The sequence below is a fragment of the Pseudomonas sp. PDM03 genome (assembly GCF_014852385.1).
GTDB classification, from domain to species: Bacteria; Pseudomonadota; Gammaproteobacteria; order Pseudomonadales; family Pseudomonadaceae; genus Aquipseudomonas; species Aquipseudomonas migulae.
This window is the reverse complement of record NZ_JACVBM010000009.1, coordinates 123,772-140,081: the sequence shown is the minus strand read 5'-3', so window position 1 is coordinate 140,081 and position 16,310 is coordinate 123,772. Positions and strand designations below refer to the sequence as shown.

General features: G+C 58.9%; 19 protein-coding genes. 10 read left to right on the top strand and 9 right to left on the bottom strand.

Features of this window, described 5'->3' with window-relative positions; all coding sequences use genetic code 11:
- Window positions 1–765 (bottom strand): MarR family transcriptional regulator, encoded by a 765-nt coding sequence (locus IB254_RS15305; RefSeq protein ID WP_192417938.1) that lies wholly within the window; start codon window positions 763–765, stop codon window positions 1–3.
- Window positions 766–1,263: 498 nt separating this feature from the next.
- On the opposite strand from IB254_RS15305, the gene IB254_RS15300 reads away from it, so the two are divergent.
- Window positions 1,264–1,572: a DUF3077 domain-containing protein gene (locus tag IB254_RS15300; protein ID WP_192417937.1), complete on the top strand. Its 309-nt coding sequence runs from the start codon at window positions 1,264–1,266 to the stop codon at window positions 1,570–1,572.
- Window positions 1,573–1,808: 236 nt separating this feature from the next.
- On the opposite strand, the gene IB254_RS15295 is transcribed toward IB254_RS15300, so the two are convergent.
- Window positions 1,809–3,710: a potassium transporter Kup gene (locus IB254_RS15295; protein ID WP_008030040.1), complete on the bottom strand. Its 1,902-nt coding sequence runs from the start codon at window positions 3,708–3,710 to the stop codon at window positions 1,809–1,811.
- A 287-nt stretch (window positions 3,711–3,997) separates the two neighbouring features.
- Between IB254_RS15295 and rimO the strand changes: the two genes are divergently transcribed.
- From rimO to tsaA, 6 genes are all read left to right on the top strand, one after another.
- Entirely contained in the window at window positions 3,998–5,335 is a 1,338-nt protein-coding gene (gene rimO / locus IB254_RS15290; protein ID WP_008030039.1) for a 30S ribosomal protein S12 methylthiotransferase RimO, read from the top strand.
- Between the two features lie 113 nt (window positions 5,336–5,448).
- The gene (locus IB254_RS15285; protein ID WP_192417936.1) at window positions 5,449–5,922 is read left to right on the top strand and encodes a GNAT family N-acetyltransferase; all 474 of its coding nucleotides are present in this window, start codon (window positions 5,449–5,451) and stop codon (window positions 5,920–5,922) included.
- A 189-nt stretch (window positions 5,923–6,111) separates the two neighbouring features.
- Complete coding sequence (locus tag IB254_RS15280) at window positions 6,112–6,822, top strand: rRNA pseudouridine synthase (RefSeq protein ID WP_192417935.1); 711 nt, start codon at window positions 6,112–6,114, stop codon at window positions 6,820–6,822.
- A gap of 75 nt (window positions 6,823–6,897) precedes the next feature.
- Window positions 6,898–7,368 (top strand): DUF1456 family protein, encoded by a 471-nt coding sequence (locus tag IB254_RS15275; protein WP_008030033.1) that lies wholly within the window; start codon window positions 6,898–6,900, stop codon window positions 7,366–7,368.
- Window positions 7,369–7,578: 210 nt separating this feature from the next.
- Window positions 7,579–8,349, top strand: coding sequence for an SDR family oxidoreductase (locus tag IB254_RS15270; RefSeq protein WP_008039280.1), 771 nt, complete (start codon window positions 7,579–7,581; stop codon window positions 8,347–8,349).
- A gap of 185 nt (window positions 8,350–8,534) precedes the next feature.
- The gene (gene tsaA / locus IB254_RS15265; protein ID WP_192417934.1) at window positions 8,535–9,233 is read left to right on the top strand and encodes a tRNA (N6-threonylcarbamoyladenosine(37)-N6)-methyltransferase TrmO; all 699 of its coding nucleotides are present in this window, start codon (window positions 8,535–8,537) and stop codon (window positions 9,231–9,233) included.
- Window positions 9,234–9,418: 185 nt separating this feature from the next.
- On the opposite strand, the gene fpr is transcribed toward tsaA, so the two are convergent.
- Entirely contained in the window at window positions 9,419–10,198 is a 780-nt protein-coding gene (fpr, locus tag IB254_RS15260; protein WP_003443014.1) for a ferredoxin-NADP reductase, read from the bottom strand.
- A gap of 122 nt (window positions 10,199–10,320) precedes the next feature.
- Here fpr and IB254_RS15255 point away from each other — a divergent pair, with 122 nt between their 5' ends.
- Window positions 10,321–11,247 carry a LysR family transcriptional regulator gene (locus IB254_RS15255; RefSeq protein ID WP_008030029.1) on the top strand — a complete coding sequence of 309 codons (927 nt, stop codon included), beginning with the start codon at window positions 10,321–10,323 and terminating at the stop codon, window positions 11,245–11,247.
- On the opposite strand, the gene IB254_RS15250 is transcribed toward IB254_RS15255, so the two are convergent.
- The 3 genes from IB254_RS15250 to IB254_RS15240 all read right to left on the bottom strand — a co-directional run bounded on the left by IB254_RS15250 (window position 11,244) and on the right by IB254_RS15240 (window position 13,285).
- Entirely contained in the window at window positions 11,244–11,606 is a 363-nt protein-coding gene (locus tag IB254_RS15250) for a diacylglycerol kinase (RefSeq protein ID WP_008030027.1), read from the bottom strand. The two genes, IB254_RS15255 and IB254_RS15250, sit on opposite strands and share 4 nt — an antisense overlap.
- A 75-nt stretch (window positions 11,607–11,681) precedes the next feature.
- Window positions 11,682–12,332, bottom strand: coding sequence for a response regulator transcription factor ErdR (gene erdR, locus IB254_RS15245; protein ID WP_008039285.1), 651 nt, complete (start codon window positions 12,330–12,332; stop codon window positions 11,682–11,684).
- A gap of 209 nt (window positions 12,333–12,541) precedes the next feature.
- The gene (locus IB254_RS15240; protein WP_192417933.1) at window positions 12,542–13,285 is read right to left on the bottom strand and encodes a tRNA-uridine aminocarboxypropyltransferase; all 744 of its coding nucleotides are present in this window, start codon (window positions 13,283–13,285) and stop codon (window positions 12,542–12,544) included.
- 186 nt (window positions 13,286–13,471) lie between these two features.
- On the opposite strand from IB254_RS15240, the gene IB254_RS15235 reads away from it, so the two are divergent.
- The gene (locus IB254_RS15235; protein WP_008030019.1) at window positions 13,472–13,900 is read left to right on the top strand and encodes a PA3611 family quorum-sensing-regulated virulence factor; all 429 of its coding nucleotides are present in this window, start codon (window positions 13,472–13,474) and stop codon (window positions 13,898–13,900) included.
- Here IB254_RS15235 and IB254_RS15230 read toward each other — a convergent pair whose 3' ends face one another.
- The gene (locus tag IB254_RS15230) at window positions 13,901–14,095 is read right to left on the bottom strand and encodes a hypothetical protein (RefSeq protein ID WP_008030018.1); all 195 of its coding nucleotides are present in this window, start codon (window positions 14,093–14,095) and stop codon (window positions 13,901–13,903) included. It lies immediately after the preceding gene.
- 110 nt (window positions 14,096–14,205) lie between these two features.
- Window positions 14,206–14,331, bottom strand: a complete 126-nt coding sequence (locus tag IB254_RS29665; protein WP_259331695.1) for a hypothetical protein — start codon at window positions 14,329–14,331, stop codon at window positions 14,206–14,208.
- A gap of 132 nt (window positions 14,332–14,463) precedes the next feature.
- Here IB254_RS29665 and IB254_RS15225 point away from each other — a divergent pair, with 132 nt between their 5' ends.
- Complete coding sequence (locus IB254_RS15225; RefSeq protein ID WP_192417932.1) at window positions 14,464–15,582, top strand: TIGR00730 family Rossman fold protein; 1,119 nt, start codon at window positions 14,464–14,466, stop codon at window positions 15,580–15,582.
- A 259-nt stretch (window positions 15,583–15,841) separates the two neighbouring features.
- Here the strand turns inward: IB254_RS15225 and recX are convergent, their stop codons facing one another.
- Window positions 15,842–16,309 carry a recombination regulator RecX gene (gene recX / locus IB254_RS15220; RefSeq protein WP_008039293.1) on the bottom strand — a complete coding sequence of 156 codons (468 nt, stop codon included), beginning with the start codon at window positions 16,307–16,309 and terminating at the stop codon, window positions 15,842–15,844.
- Between the last annotated feature and the right edge of the window lies 1 nt (window position 16,310).

Below are 16,310 nucleotides of genomic sequence, written 5' to 3'. Positions count from 1 at the left end.
CTATTTGAGGCCCATCCCTGCCTTTAGAATGTTAATTGCTACGCCACACTCTCGCGGACCGCCAAGACGGATAGCATCCACAAGCGCAAGATAATGATAAAGGGTCCTATCCTTCTTCACCGCTTCAGGCACGGTCTTGTAAAGCGGCTCTATCGCTTGACCACGCTCAGTTCCCAAGGCGTCAGGCCAAACCGGAATCAGCCCGCCAGCGCTCTTGATGCTTTTGGACAGCGCTGGTGCTGCGAAGCCTGTTGGAATACCGCGAACCATTGCACCCGGTTTCACGGGGAAGAAGAATTTCAAAGCATGCTCGGTGATTTTCAGCAGCTCTCGCCGATTGACTTTCGGCAACCCGGTGTCGTAATCGCTCGTAAGCATTCCACACTCGCGACACCTGGCTATGGAGTTTGAAATCTCACTCTTGCTTAGGCCAAGAGACGCGGACAGCGCACGCAACGAATAACCTTCACTCCAGCTAGCCAGCGGCGGAGAAGGTACAGGCTCCGACCACCCTTCCCATCCATCCTCCTCGCCCAAGGGTGAGTCGAACTCTCGGCGTCGGAATACAGCTTCTTCACCATCAGCGAGGTAGCTGACCAGCGGTTGCCCCACTCGCCCCCCAGCCCTCAGATGTATCTGCGTGGGCTTCAGCAACTCCTCAACCGTGTTGGAATTCGCTTCAGATTCCATCTTCCCGAAAAGATCTTCTTCCTGGGCGTGCAGGCTGGCCATTTTGAACAAAAGCAATATGTCTTGACTCTTCATGAAGCCTTAAACTCCAAGTGTCCACATTCCATAAAACGTGGACACTTGTCTCATTGGAAATATCGAGCCGTCAAGACCTTTCAATGCTTATCAGTGCAGATCACCTGCCAATTCACCGGCGGTCTCTAAGACGTTTAGTTTTTGTTTGTTTCAGACGGCGCGATATCGGATGACGCCCGCAGACCTTGTAGGCAAACTCCGAATCGTGTTTTTTGGGCACTTTGATGCCTTGTTGCGCTTTTCTTTGACGGGATAGTCTCCGGACGTCGCTGACCATTCAGCGATCGGGCTTGGAAACCCGTAGAGTCAAGCGAAACAACAACCCCATCACGACTGCAGTCGTTTTTTACGGCTGTGACTCTTTGTTATGGCGGCTGTGCGTGGGACGCCTTTGGGCGTGCCGGTTTCCTTGGCTCCCGGTTTTCCAACCTGCGCACAGCTGCCACCTATTCGATTGGAAACGAACGTGGCAGCCCCTTAAGTCAAGGAGTTACCTCTATGAACAAAACAGATTCGTCCGCCCCCTCAGAACTAAAAACCATCGGCCTCACCCCCGTCCTCTACTGCTCAAACCAACCCCTATTCCATGTCACGCGAGACGTTCCCCTCAGCGATGCGTTAGCCATGGCCTCCGATTTCCTGTACCTGGCCAAGGAGCTGACCAAAGATGCTGCCTACGCCCGAGACACCGACCGACACGCCTGGGCCGCGCATTATTTGACGGCGATGAGCAAGGCAGTAGTTGATGATGCAGTGAAGGTGCTGGAGCGGCCGGTTTGGACAAAAACCGAATCCAAAAAACAATGACCTGAGCGCAACTAAAAACGACGGGCCACACTCACAAAAAAGCCAGCAACACGGTCCCTGTAGGAGCAAGCTTGCTCGCGATAGCGATCTGTCAGGCAACATTAATGGTGCATGTTAGTCCGCCATCGCGAGCAGGCTCGCTCCCACAGGGGATCGTTGTCAGCCACCGTCAGGCGTCGGGCAATAAAAAGCCCCCGCTGCCTTCACGGCAACGGGGGCTTTTTGATGTCGCTGGGTTACATCTCGACCTGCGTCCCCAACTCAATCACCCGGTTCAGCGGCAGATTGAAAAAGCGCAGATTACCGTTGGCATTCTTCAACATGAACGCAAACAACGCCTCGCGCCAGCGCGCCATCCCCTCAAGTTTGGAGGCGATGACCGTCTCGCGGCTGAGGAAGTAGGTGGTGCGCATCGGGCTGAAATCCAGATCATCGAGGTGACACAACTTCAGCGCTTGCGGCACGTCCGGCTCGTCGATAAAGCCAAAGTGCAGGATCACCCGGAAGAACCCTTCGCCGTGGGATTCCACCTCGAAGCGCCGTGTCGTCGGTACTCGCGGGATGTCTTCGTACACCACCGTCAGCAGCACCACTTGCTCGTGCAGCACCTGGTTATGCAGCAAGTTGTGCAACAACGCATGGGGTACGGCGTCTGGCCGCGCGGTGAGGAACACGGCGGTGCCCTGAACGCGATGCGGCGGTTGCACGGCGATACTGCTGATGAAAATCGGCAGCGGCAGCCCGCCTTCGTCCATGCGCTCCACCAGCAGTTGTTTGCCGCGCTTCCAGGTAGTCATCAGCACGAACAGCGCAATACCGGCGATCACCGGGAAGGCACCGCCCTGTACGATTTTCGGCACGTTGGCGGCGAAGTACACGCCATCGACCAGCAAAAATCCCAACAGGACCGGCACCGCAAGGACCGGTGGCCATTTCCATAGCAGCAGTATCACTGCCGACACCAGAATGCTGGTCATCAGCATGGTCCCGGTCACCGCAACGCCGTAAGCCGAGGCCAGGGCGCCGGAAGATTCGAAACCCAGCACCAGCAGCACCACGCCGACCATCAGCGCCCAGTTCACCGCACCGATGTAGATCTGGCCTTGCTCGGCGCTGGAGGTGTGCTGGATGTGCATGCGCGGAATGTAGCCGAGCTGGATCGCCTGGCGGGTCAGAGAGAACGCGCCGGAAATCACCGCTTGCGAAGCAATCACCGTGGCCAGGGTCGACAGGCCGACCAGGGGAATCAACGCCCAGCTTGGCGCCAACAGATAAAACGGGTTGCGCGCCGCTTCCGGGTCACCGAGCAGCAAGGCGCCCTGGCCGAAGTAGTTCAGCACCAGCGCCGGCAGCACGAGGATGAACCAGGCGCGGGCAATCGGCTTGCGCCCGAAGTGGCCCATGTCGGCGTACAGCGCTTCGGCGCCGGTCAACGCCAGCACCACCGCACCGAGGATCGCCACGCCCATGCCCGGGTGAACGATGAAGAAGCGCACGCCCCAGACCGGGTTCATCGCTTGCAACACTTCCGGATGCTGCATGATGCCGTAGACGCCCAGCGCGCCCAGCACCAGGAACCAGGTGACCATGATCGGCCCGAACAGGATGCCGATTCGCGCGGTGCCGTGGCTCTGGATCAAAAACAGCGCCACCAGCACGATCAACGACAGCGGCACCACCCAATGGTCGATGCCTTCGAAGGCCAGCCCGAGACCTTCAATCGCCGAAAGCACGGAGATCGCCGGAGTGATCATGCTGTCGCCATAGAACAGCGCCGCGCCGATCAGCCCGCAGACCACCAGCAACGTGCGCAACTTCTTGTGCCCCGCCGCTGCCCGCCGCGCCAGTGCGGTCAACGCCATGATCCCGCCTTCGCCCTGGTTGTCGGCGCGCAGGACAAACATCATGTACTTGATCGAGACGACCCAGATCAGCGACCAGAAGATCAGCGCCAGGATGCCCAACACGCCGTCATGGTTGACCGGTACACCGTAACCACCGGAAAACACTTCTTTGAGGGTGTACAGCGGGCTCGTGCCGATATCGCCGTAAACCACCCCGACCGCCGCGACCAGCATACCGATCGGCTTCGCCGCCGAATGCTCGGCACCCGCCGCCTGACTACTTGCCTGACCCATCCAACACTCCTACTACCCAGACCGGACTTCTTGGAAGAAGCACTATGCTTTGTCACGCAGCATGCGCTGTTTTACATGACGTTACAGACGTTTTGTTGACTGTAAAAAATCGGTAACGCTTAACGGCGCGAAGCATAGCGCAGCACTCGTCGTATTTCCCTTCATAAAGCTGGTCAAGTGAACGTCTCATCGCTAGAATTGCGCACTTTTTGATCAGAGGCGCAACAAGCGCCCGTCTGTCGCCTTGCCGTCTTCGGCTGGAGGCGTCACAAATACCGAGGTTAGACATGTCCACCACTCCTGCGCCGGCCAATCCAAAGGTTGGCTTCGTATCCCTGGGTTGCCCCAAAGCACTGGTCGACTCCGAGCGCATCCTTACCCAGCTGCGCATGGAAGGTTATGACGTTGTGTCCACTTATCAGGACGCCGATGTCGTGGTGGTCAACACCTGCGGTTTCATCGACTCGGCCAAGGCTGAATCTTTGGAAGTGATCGGCGAAGCCATCAAGGAAAACGGCAAGGTCATCGTGACCGGCTGCATGGGCGTCGAAGAAGGCAACATCCGCAACGTGCACCCGAGCGTGCTGGCCGTGACCGGTCCGCAGCAGTACGAGCAAGTGGTCAACGCCGTGCACGATGTCGTGCCGCCGCGTCAGGATCACAACCCGCTGATCGACCTGGTGCCGCCGCAAGGCATCAAGTTGACCCCGCGCCACTACGCGTACCTGAAGATTTCCGAAGGCTGCAACCACAGCTGCAGCTTCTGCATCATCCCGTCGATGCGCGGCAAGCTGGTCAGCCGTCCGGTCGGTGACGTCCTCGACGAGGCCCAGCGCTTGGTCAAGGCCGGCGTCAAAGAGCTGTTGGTGATCTCGCAAGACACCAGCGCCTACGGCGTCGACGTGAAGTACCGCACCGGTTTCTGGAACGGCGCGCCGGTGAAAACCCGCATGACCGAACTCTGCGAAGCCCTGAGCACCCTCGGCGTCTGGGTTCGCTTGCACTACGTTTACCCGTACCCGCACGTCGACGAGCTGATTCCGCTGATGGCCGCCGGCAAGATCCTGCCGTACCTGGACATCCCGTTCCAGCACGCCAGCCCGAAAGTCCTGAAGTCGATGAAACGCCCGGCCTTCGAAGACAAGACCCTGGCGCGCATCAAGAACTGGCGCGAGATCTGCCCGGACCTGATCATCCGTTCGACCTTCATCGTCGGCTTCCCGGGCGAAACCGAAGAAGACTTCCAGTACCTGCTGAACTGGCTGACCGAAGCCCAGCTCGACCGCGTCGGCTGCTTCCAGTACTCGCCGGTCGAAGGCGCACCAGCCAACGACCTGGACCTGGACATTGTCCCGGACGACGTCAAGCAAGACCGTTGGGACCGCTTCATGGCGCACCAGCAAGCCATCAGCTCGGCACGCCTGCAAATGCGCGTCGGCCGTGAAATCGAAGTGCTGGTCGATGAAGTCGACGAGCAAGGCGCGGTTGGCCGCTGCTTCTTCGATGCCCCGGAAATCGACGGCAACGTGTTCATCGACAACGGCAGCAACCTGAAACCGGGCGACAAAGTCTGGTGCAAGGTCACCGACGCCGACGAATACGACTTGTGGGCTGAACAGATCTAAACGCAAAAAATACGAAAAGCCCTGCTCTCTTGACGAGATGCGGGGCTTTTTTACGTCTATCGTTTTGTGGGAGAAAGGACTCGCGCCATCCACTGCAAAAGGGGCATTCGGCCATGCGCCAACATTCGGTCATCCACACGCCGAAACAGAGCGACTACCAGGAACTGACTCGGGTCTGGGAAGACTCGGTGCGCGCCACCCATGACTTTCTGCCGGACAGTTACATCGAACTGCTGAGGAATCTGGTGCTGACGCGCTACCTCGACGCGGTGATGCTGATCTGCACCAAAGACTCGCGCCAGCGCATCACCGGGTTCGCCGGCGTGGCGGCGGGCAAAGTCGAAATGCTCTTCATCGACCCGCCCCACCGTGGCCAGGGCCTGGGCAAGCAGTTGCTGCGTTATGCCATGGAACACCTGAACGCCGATGAGCTGGACGTCAATGAGCAGAACCCGCAGGCGCTGGGGTTCTACTTCAAACAGGGCTTCGAGGTGATCGGCCGCACCGAGCATGACGGCATGGGGCAGCCTTATCCGTTGTTGCATATGCGGCTGCGCCAAACCCGGCAACAGTCGAGCAACGGCTAACCGGGTGTAGGAGCCGGCTTGCTGCGGGCGGCGCTCCGACGATGGCATCACCTCGGTACAAATGACACACCGCATCGCCTGCATCGCCAGCAAGCCGGCTCCTACAAAAAGCCCAACGGTGAAATGGAGCCGGGATTAACCGGCGCCCAGCAGGTACAATGCCCACCCCTTTATTGTTACGGCCCTGTCATGACTGACCCGATACGTCTCTCCAAACGCCTCATCGAACTCGTCGGCTGTTCCCGTCGGGAGGCTGAGCTGTTCATCGAGGGCGGCTGGGTCACCGTGGACGGCGAAGTCATCGACGAGCCGCAGTTCAAGGTCGACACCCAGAAAGTCGAACTCGACCCAGAGGCCAAGGCCACCGCGCCGGAGCCGGTGACCATCCTGTTCAACGTGCCGGCAGGCATGGACGCGGATACGGCCATGGCCACCATCAGCGCCGAAACCCTGAGCGAAGAACATCGCTTCAGCAAACGTCCGCTCAAGGGCCATTTTCTGCGACTGACCGCCAGCACCGACCTGCAGGCCAACGCCAGCGGTCTGCTGGTGTTCACCCAGGACTGGAAGATCCTGCGCAAACTCACCGCCGACTCCGCAAAAATCGAGCAAGAGTATGTGGTCGAGGTTGAAGGCGAGATGGTGGCTCACGGCCTCAACCGCCTGAACCATGGCCTCACCTACAAGGGCAAGGAACTGCCGCCGGTCAAGGCCAGCTGGCAGAACGAAAACCGCCTGCGTTTTGCGATGAAGAACCCACAACCGGGCGTGATTGCCCTGTTCTGCCAGGCCGTCGGCCTGAAGGTCGTCGCCATCCGCCGCATCCGCATCGGCGGCGTGTCCATCGGCAAAGTGCCGTTGGGCCAATGGCGCTACCTGTCCGGCAAAGAGAAGTTCTAAGACTTTTCACGCCGCCACACATTCTGGCGCCGCGGTTTATGCGGCGCCCACTGCCGACTATCAGGATTGCACACCATGATTCATAACGACGTACTGCGCAGCGTGCGCTACATGCTCGACATCAGCGACAAGAAAGTCATCGAGATCATCAAGCTCGGCGGCATGGACGTGTCCCTGGAAGCCCTGTTGACCTACCTCGACAAGAAAGAAGAGGACGAGGAAGGCTTCGTACGCTGCCCGGACGAGGTCATGGCGCATTTCCTCGACGGCCTGGTGATTTTCAAGCGTGGCAAGGACGAAAGCCGTCCGCCGCAGCCAATCGAAGTGCCGGTGACCAACAACATCATCCTGAAAAAACTGCGCGTTGCCTTCGAGCTGAAAGAAGACGACATGCACGCGATCCTCAAGGCCGCCGAGTTCCCGGTGTCCAAGCCTGAGCTGAGCGCGCTGTTCCGCAAGTTCGGCCACACCAACTATCGCCCATGCGGCGACCAGTTGCTGCGCAACTTCCTCAAGGGCCTGACCCTGCGCGTTCGCCCGCAGTAAGCGACGACGGCCTATGGGCCACCACCCTCACCTGTAGGAGCCGGCTTGCTGGCGATAGCGATCTTAAGGACGCCATCGCCAGCAAGCCGGCTCCTACAGGTCGGGGTGGCAGGTCTGGCTGTATGAATCCCCATTCCGCGCAAAAATAGTGGCTCCGCTTCCAGCGGCTGACGACTAGGGTGTATGCACCCTCAGCTCTCAGGATTCGCCATGCACCCGTACTTTTCCCTGCAAGGCCGCACCGCTCTGGTGACCGGCGGCACCCGTGGTATCGGCAAAATGATCGCCAAGGCCTATGTCGAGGCCGGCGCCACCGTGTACGTCTGCGCGCGCGATGCCGAAGCGTGTCAGCAAACGGCTGACGAGTTGAGCGCCTTCGGAACGTGCCACGCGGTGGCCGCCAACCTGGCCACTGAAGAAGGTGTGCTGCAACTGGTCACGGGGCTGGCCGAGCAGATCACCCATCTGGATATCCTGGTGAACAACGCCGGCACAACTTGGGGCGCGCCGCTGGAAAGCTACCCGGTCAAGGGCTGGGAAAAGGTCATGCAGCTCAACGTGACGTCGGTGTTCAACTGCATCCAGCAGTTCTTGCCGCTGCTGCGCAAGGCCGGGTCAGAAGCCAATCCGGCGCGGATCATCAATATAGGCTCGGTGGCGGGGATTTCTTCCTTTGGCGAACAGGCTTATGCCTACGGACCGAGCAAGGCTGCCCTGCATCAATTGTCGCGGATTCTGGCGCGGGAACTGGTGAGCCAGCACATCAACGTCAACGTGATCGCGCCGGGGCGCTTTCCGAGCAAGATGACCCAGCACATCGGGAACGATGAGCAGGCGCTGGCGGAGGATACGGCGTTGATTCCGATGAAGCGCTGGGGCCGGGAGGAAGAGATGGCGGCGTTGGCGATCAGTCTGGCGAGTACGGCGGGGGCTTACATGACCGGGAATATTATTCCTTTGGATGGTGGGTTTAGCCTTTAGATTAGTGGTGCAGCTATCGCGAGCAGGCTCGCTCCCACAAGGATTTTCTGTGTCCACAGAATCTGTGGCAGACCGAGATCCACTGTGGGAGTGAGCCTGCTCGCGATGGGGCCGGCACAAGCACCGCTGAATGTATGTCGATCGGGTTATCATGCCCGCCTCAATCCTGCTTCGACCCTAAACCAATGACCTACAGCGTTTCCCCCATCGGCTTCGTGCGCTCCTGTTTCAAGGAGAAGTTCGCCATCCCGCGCCAGCCGCAACTGGCACCCGCCGCTCGCGGCGTGCTGGAACTGGTGGCGCCGTTCGATCAGGGCGACGCGGTACAGGGTCTGGAGCAGGTCAGCCACGTCTGGCTGCTGTTCCTGTTTCATCAGGCTCTGGAAGAAAAGCCACGCCTGAAAGTCCGCCCGCCTCGCCTCGGCGGCAACAAATCCATGGGCGTGTTCGCCACCCGCGCGACGCACCGGCCCAACGGCATTGGTCAATCCGTGGTGAAGCTGGACAAGGTCGAGGCCAATCGCCTGTGGATATCCGGCATCGACTTGCTGGATGGCACGCCGATTCTGGACATCAAACCCTACGTGCCTTATGCCGACATCATCGACACCGCCTCCAATAGCATCGCCAGCGCTGCGCCACAGTTGATTGCCGTGCAGTGGACGGACTCGGCGTTGCAACAGGCGCATGGGCACGGTCAGCGCCTTGAAGAGCCTTTGGTGGAGCTGGTTGAGCAGTGCCTGGCGCAGGATCCGCGGCCGGCGTATCAGACGCCCGCGCCTGAGCGGGAATATGGCGCGCAGTTCTGGGATGTGGATGTGCGCTGGCATTATCCGACGCCGGATTCGATCTGCGTCCTTGAAGTCATTCCCGCACAGGTTTAAACGCCAGAAACGAAAAAGCCCGCATGACCTTCTCAGGTCATGCGGGCTTTTCTATGCGCTACGCGATTAATGTAGGAGCCGGCTTGCTGGCGATGGACTGGAACTCAGCGCGTTTATCCTGGGAGAAACACGTCATCGTTAACGACCATCGCCAGCAAGCCGGCTCCTACACAAGTGACCTTCGGTCACTTCTCGACGAACGCACGCTCGATCAGGTAATCACCCGGCTCGCGCATCCGCGGCGAAACTTTCAGGCCGAAGCTGTTCAGCACTTCGCTGGTTTCGTCGAGCATGCTCGGGCTGCCGCACAGCATGGCGCGGTCGTCCTGCGGGTTGATCGGTGGCAGACCGATGTCGCTGAACAGCTTGCCGCTACGCATCAGGTCGGTCAGGCGACCTTCGTTCTCGAACGGCTCGCGGGTCACGGTCGGGTAGTAGATCAACTTGTCACGCAGGGCCTCGCCGAAGAACTCGTTCTGCGGCAGGTGCTCGGTGATGAATTCGCGGTAAGCGACTTCGTTGACGTAACGTACGCCGTGGCACAGGATCACTTTTTCGAAACGCTCGTAGGTTTCCGGGTCCTGGATGACGCTCATGAATGGCGCCAGACCGGTACCGGTGCTGAGCAGGTACAAATGTTTGCCAGGCTTCAAGTCATCCAGTACCAGCGTGCCCGTAGGCTTCTTGCTGATGATGATCTCGTCGCCTTCCTTCAGGTGCTGCAACTGGGAAGTCAGCGGGCCATCAGGCACCTTGATGCTGAAGAACTCGAGATGCTCTTCCCAGTTCGGGCTGGCAATCGAGTAAGCGCGCATGAGCGGCCGGCCGTTTGGCTGTTGCAGGCCGATCATCACGAACTGACCGTTCTCGAAGCGCAGGCCCGGATCGCGGGTGCACTTGAAGCTGAACAGAGTGTCGTTCCAGTGGTGAACACTGAGGACACGCTCGTGGTTCATGTTGCTCATGTACGTGGGACTCCTGGAGATTTTGCCTGCGCCTGTGGTCTGCGCAATTGCATCGCATTCTAATGGCAGCGACAATATCTGTTAAATGGATTATTAAGATAAGGGTTATCGGTTATATCGATATGCGATTTACTCTCCGTCAACTTCAAGTCTTCGTCGCCGTCGCCCAGCAGGAAAGCGTATCCCGTGCTGCGGGCCTGCTCAACCTGTCGCAATCGGCGGCAAGCACCTCGATCACCGAACTGGAGCGCCAGTCCAGCTGCCAGCTGTTCGACCGCGCCGGTAAACGGCTGAGCCTCAACGCCCTCGGCAAGCAATTGTTGCCGCAAGCGGTGGCGTTGCTCGACCAGGCCAAGGAAATCGAAGACCTGCTCAACGGCAAATCCGGTTTCGGCTCGCTGGCGGTTGGCGCGACCCTCACGATCGGCAACTACCTGGCCACGCTGCTGATCGGCAGCTTCATGCAGCGCCACCCGGAAAGCCAGGTGAAGCTGCACGTGCAAAACACTGCCAACATCGTGCAACAAGTTGCGCATTATGAAATTGATCTGGGTCTAATCGAAGGCGACTGCAGCCATCCGGACATCGAAGTGCAGAGTTGGGTCGAGGATGAGCTGGTGGTGTTCTGCGCGCCACAACATCCGCTGGCACTGCGCGGCACGGCGACCATGGAAGAACTGAGTCACGAGGCGTGGATTCTGCGTGAGCAAGGCTCGGGCACGCGCCTGACCTTTGACCAGGCCATGCGTCATCATCGCAGCGCGTTGAATATCCGCCTGGAGCTGGAACACACCGAAGCGATCAAACGCGCAGTGGAATCAGGATTGGGGATTGGCTGCATTTCACGGCTGGCACTTCGCGACGCGTTTCGCCGCGGCAGCCTGGTGCCGGTGGAGACGCCGGATCTCGATCTGGCGCGGCAGTTCTATTTCATCTGGCACAAACAGAAATTTCAGACGCCGGCGATGCGCGAATTCCTCGACCTGTGCCGCGCTTTCACCGCCGGGGTTCAGCGCAGCGACGAGATCGTACTGCCCACCATCGCTTAAAGCAGGATCACCGCCCACACCAGCGCGATCATGGTCAACGCCACCAGCTGCGCGGCGCTGCCCATGTCCTTGGCGTTCTTGGACAGTGGGTGCAGTTCCAGGGAAATGCGGTCGATGGCCGCTTCCACCGCTGAATTGAGCAACTCGACGATCAACGCCAACAAGCAGACGGCGATCAACAGCGCCTGCTCGACGCGGCTGACGTTCAAAAAGAACGAAATCGGAATCAGGATGACATTGAGCAACACCAGTTGCCGAAAGGCCGCTTCGCCGGTGAAGGCTGCGCGCAGGCCGTCCAGCGAGTAACCGGAAGCGTTAAGGATGCGTTTCAGGCCGGTCTGGCCTTTGAAAGGGGACATAAGCGTGGCAACTGACCAAAAAGGAGTGGGAAAGCTAGATCAACCAAAGTCAAAAAAGCGTGAAGACGCCAACCTTCAGTGGCTTGAAATTGACTCAAGTTGTTGCAGGAGCAACGCCGCCTGGGTTCGGGTCCGTACATTCAGCTTACGGAAAATCGCCGTGACGTGGGCTTTGATCGTCGCTTCGGACACGCTCAGTTCGTAGGCAATCTGTTTGTTCAGCAACCCTTCACAGACCATGGTCAGCACCCGGAACTGCTGCGGTGTCAGGCTGGCGAGGCCTTCACTGGCGGCCTTGGCTTCATCGGAAACGCTGACTGCTTCGAACGCCTGAGGCGGCCAGAACACATCGCCATCCAGTACCGAACGTACGGCTTTCTGGATCACGCTCAGGTCACTCGATTTAGGAATGAAACCGCTGGCACCGAACTCACGGGACTTGACCATGATCGAGGCTTCTTCCTGGGCCGACACCATCACCACCGGAATTTGCGGGTACTGACCACGCAGCAGCACCAGCCCGGAAAAACCGTAGGCGCCCGGCATGTTCAGGTCCAGCAATACCAGGTCCCAGTCGGATTTTTCGTCGAGGCGGGTTTCCAGCTCGGCGATGCTCGCCACTTCCACCAGACGGACGTCCGGGCCAAGGCCCAGGGTCAACGCTTGATGCAAGGCGCTACGAAAAAGAGGGTGGTCATCGGCAATCAGGATTTCGTATGTGGCCATTTTTCAAATGATCCTGTTCTTCTAACAGCTCAAGGCGCAGCCACGGAGCTGCACCAACAGGGCACGTTCAACGCCAATGACGTGGCAATCACGTAAAGAATACGGCGTCTGAAACTACAGCCGCGCCCCAATCGGCGCCAAGCATGCCCAGCGAAACCGGGGTGGTCAAGGTGCCTGGCCGCTACAGTTCTTTGCAGTATGGGCGACAATCAGGCCGTGACGACGGCCGTTTTCGGTACGAAAGGCATCAGCTCGGCATGTGCCGGTGTTGCAACGTTCATTTCCAGCTGATGCTTGGCATCGAGGTAATGTTGGCTGAACACGTCAAAATAAGCGTCCAGAGCCGATGCAGCTTCGACATCGCCCGCCAGATCGAGGCACAGCGCCGCCACTTCCGCCGTGCACAAATGCTCGCTGCGGGTCGAGCGGCGCAAACGATAGCGCGACAGCTTCTCGGGCAGCAGGCTCAGGATCGGCAATGTTTCAAAATACGGGCTTTTGCGGAAAATCTTCCGGGCTTCGGTCCAGGTCGCGTCCAGCAGAATGAACAGCGGTCGCTTGCTGCTATCCACCTCGACGGTGTTGGTCACACGCTCAGGCTCGACGTACTCGCCCGGAAACACCAGATACGGTTGCCATTGCGGGTCGGCGAGCAACGCCAGCAGCTGCGGATCGGTTTCCGTACGCGACCAGATGAACGCATGGTTGTCGCGCACCACATCGGCGATCAGCCAACCGGTGTTACTCGGTTTGAACACTTCCTTGTTGGTCATGATCAGGCACACGCCCGAGCGGGTCTCGACCTGCGGACGCCAGGCACACAGGCAATGGCTCTCGATCACACGGCAGGCACGGCAACGCGTCGCCCTCCAGCCTCGGGCCTGAATCGGCTTGATGCCCTCCTCTTCGCGCTGGTCGCGCAAGCGGGCTACGGCGTTGGGGGCGTGGTTCATCGTGGGCAACACCGGCAGACAGGAAAACTCGACACGAACGGCACTCAGGGCGATAAAGGCTGGCAGTTTACCAGAGCGACCGGCACAAGCCTGTACCGTCCAGACGGGCTCCCCTATAATTCGCCGCCAATGAACGCACAGCCCTGTGGCTGGTCGAACCACCAGTCACTGAACCAGGAGAGTTTCATGCTGCGCCTTATCGTTCCCACCGCTGCCATCCTGCTGGCGTCGTCCTTCAGCGCTCAGGCTGCGTCCTTGAGTGAGCAGAATCTCAACAGAGAGCTGCGAAACGTCGCCGCACAAAGCAGCGTCGGCACGCCACGGGCGATCAACGAAGACATTCTCGATCAGGGCTACACCGCCGAAGGCAATGTTTTGATCAACCACTTGAGCGTGCAAAGCAGTCACGCCAACAAGATGCGGGCTGATCCGAAAGCGGTGTACTTCCAGCTTGGCGCCTCCGTCTGCAGAAACGAGGGGTTCCGCAAGCTGATGAAGAAGGGCGCGATCATGCGTTACGACTTTACCGAGGTGAAGACCAATCGCGCGGTCGGCTCCGCCAGCTTCGAGGAATCGGATTGCCCGAAAGCCACGCCGCCAGCAAAGAAAAAGTAATCAATGGGAATTGGCGCGCCGCTGTTCATCCTCGGCGCGCAGTTCTGCCAACAACGCCTGTAAATAGCGCGAGCGCCGCTCGGCTCCTTCCAAACGCCGGCAACACTCCTCCTCGAGACTCAAATGATTGGTCTCGGCCGAGGACTTCAATAATCGATACAGTTGCGTATCGATCTCCAGAATGACTCTGGCCATAGCATCCCGCCTCCTTGCACTTCGCCCACGCTTTGAGCGAAAAAAATCCTTGAACCGCTTGTACCGTGCGCCCTGCCTTTGACGCAAAGTTGTCGTGTCACGTCTGTAATTTAGTAAATCAGAGTGCCGGACACTTGGCGCAGGTTCAGACGAGCGGTGAAATCACCTTGCAAATCGTCAATAAGCGGTTGCCAGGAAAGACTTTGCAGCGCAATGATCAAGTCAGCGAAAACCATCTAGAGGGTCTAGATTCATAGTGTTCCCGTTCACTTTTCAGGGCAGAAAAGGGGCTGCCTGGTTTGCGTTTTCCGATGCGAATGTTTCTTTCATCCAAAGGAACAACAGAGCCTGTATGGAAGGAGAAGTTGATGCCTTACCAACCGAATGACCTCCTCAGCCGTCATTTCGAAGAAAGCGGCCACGACCTCATCAGCAAGGTCGAAGAGCAACTCAACCTGGTTTCACCCAACAGCCCGAATATCCCGATCTACCGCGACATGATCCTGACCGTGCTGCGCATGGCCCAGGAAGATCACAACCGCTGGAATGCCAAGATCACCCTGCAAGCCCTGCGCGAACTCGAACACGCCTTCCGTGTGCTCGAACAGTTTCGCGGACGGCGCAAAGTCACGGTATTCGGCTCGGCCCGCACACCGATAGAACACCCGTTGTATGGCCTGGCCAGGGAACTCGGCGCCGCACTGGCGCGCTCCGACCTGATGGTGATCACCGGCGCAGGCGGCGGCATCATGGCGGCCGCCCACGAAGGTGCCGGCCTTGAACACAGCCTGGGATTCAACATCACCCTGCCCTTCGAGCAGCATGCGAATCCCACCGTGAACGGCACCACCAACTTGCTGCCGTTCCACTTCTTTTTTACCCGCAAGCTGTTCTTCGTCAAGGAAGCCGATGCGCTGGTTTTGTGCCCTGGCGGTTTCGGCACCCTTGATGAAGCGCTGGAAGTGCTGACACTGATTCAAACCGGTAAAAGCCCGCTGGTGCCGGTGGTGCTGCTGGACGCTCCAGGTGGCACGTTCTGGCAAGGCGCACTGGATTTCATCCGCAATCAACTGGAGGAGAACCGCTACATCCTGCCGACCGACATGAAGCTGGTGAGCCTGGTCTACAGCGCCGAGGAGGCGGTGGAGCAGATCAATCAGTTCTACAGCAACTTCCACTCCAGCCGCTGGCTCAAGCATCAGTTCGTGATCCGCATGAACCACAAGCTCAGTGACGCTGCGCTCGAACACATGCAACAAGCGTTCGCCGACCTGTGCCTGAGCGATCACTTCCATCAGCATGCCTACAGCGGCGAGGAGCACGACGAACCGCAGTTCAGCCACCTCGCTCGCTTGGCCTTCACCTTTAACGCCCGTGATCATGGACGACTGCGCGAACTGGTGGACTACATCAACCTGCCGGAAAACTGGGCGCAGTCCAAACCCCAGGCGCAACAACGCACGCGGGAACCGTCAAAGGTTACGTGAGGAAAAGCACGGCAGCAGCTGGCGAGGTGAGCTAAAGCTCGACCTCGCTGCTCGGTAGTGTACTCGCCCCACCTGTAGGAGCCGGCTTGCTGGCGATGGACTCAAGTGCGGCGCGTTCATTCAGGCAGCACACGTAATCGTTAACGACCATCGCCAGCAAGCCGGCTCCTACAGGTGGGGCGAGTTGCCTGAGTTTCCCGGAACGTTATGAAGAGGCAAAAAAAAACGGCCCGCTATCGAAATAGCGGGCCGTTTTTGTTTAATCATCCATTCCTCGACCGCTGAACAAGCGGTTGATCATTTCCATGGAATACCCCCGATAAGCGAGGAACCGTCCCTGTTTGGCGCGTTCCCGGGCGTCTATCGGTAAATGCCCGGCAAACTTGCGTCGCCAGGTATCTTCCAGTTGTTCCTGCCAGTTGATACCGCTCTCGCGCAGTGCGAGTTCGATGTCATTGCGTTGCAGGCCACGCTGGCTCAACTCTTCGCGAATACGCAAAGGGCCATAGCCGGAACGGGCACGGTAGGAAACGAAGCTTTCGAGGTAACGGGATTCGGACAACAGGCCCTCTTCCGTCAAGCGGTCAAGTGCTGTGTCGATCATTTCGGGGAGAGCGCCGCGCTGACGCAGTTTACGCGTCAGCTCGACTCGACCGTGCTCGCGTCGCGCGAGCAGGTCCATTGCGGTTCGCCGCACCGCGACGAGTGTATCGAGTACGGCGGTCATC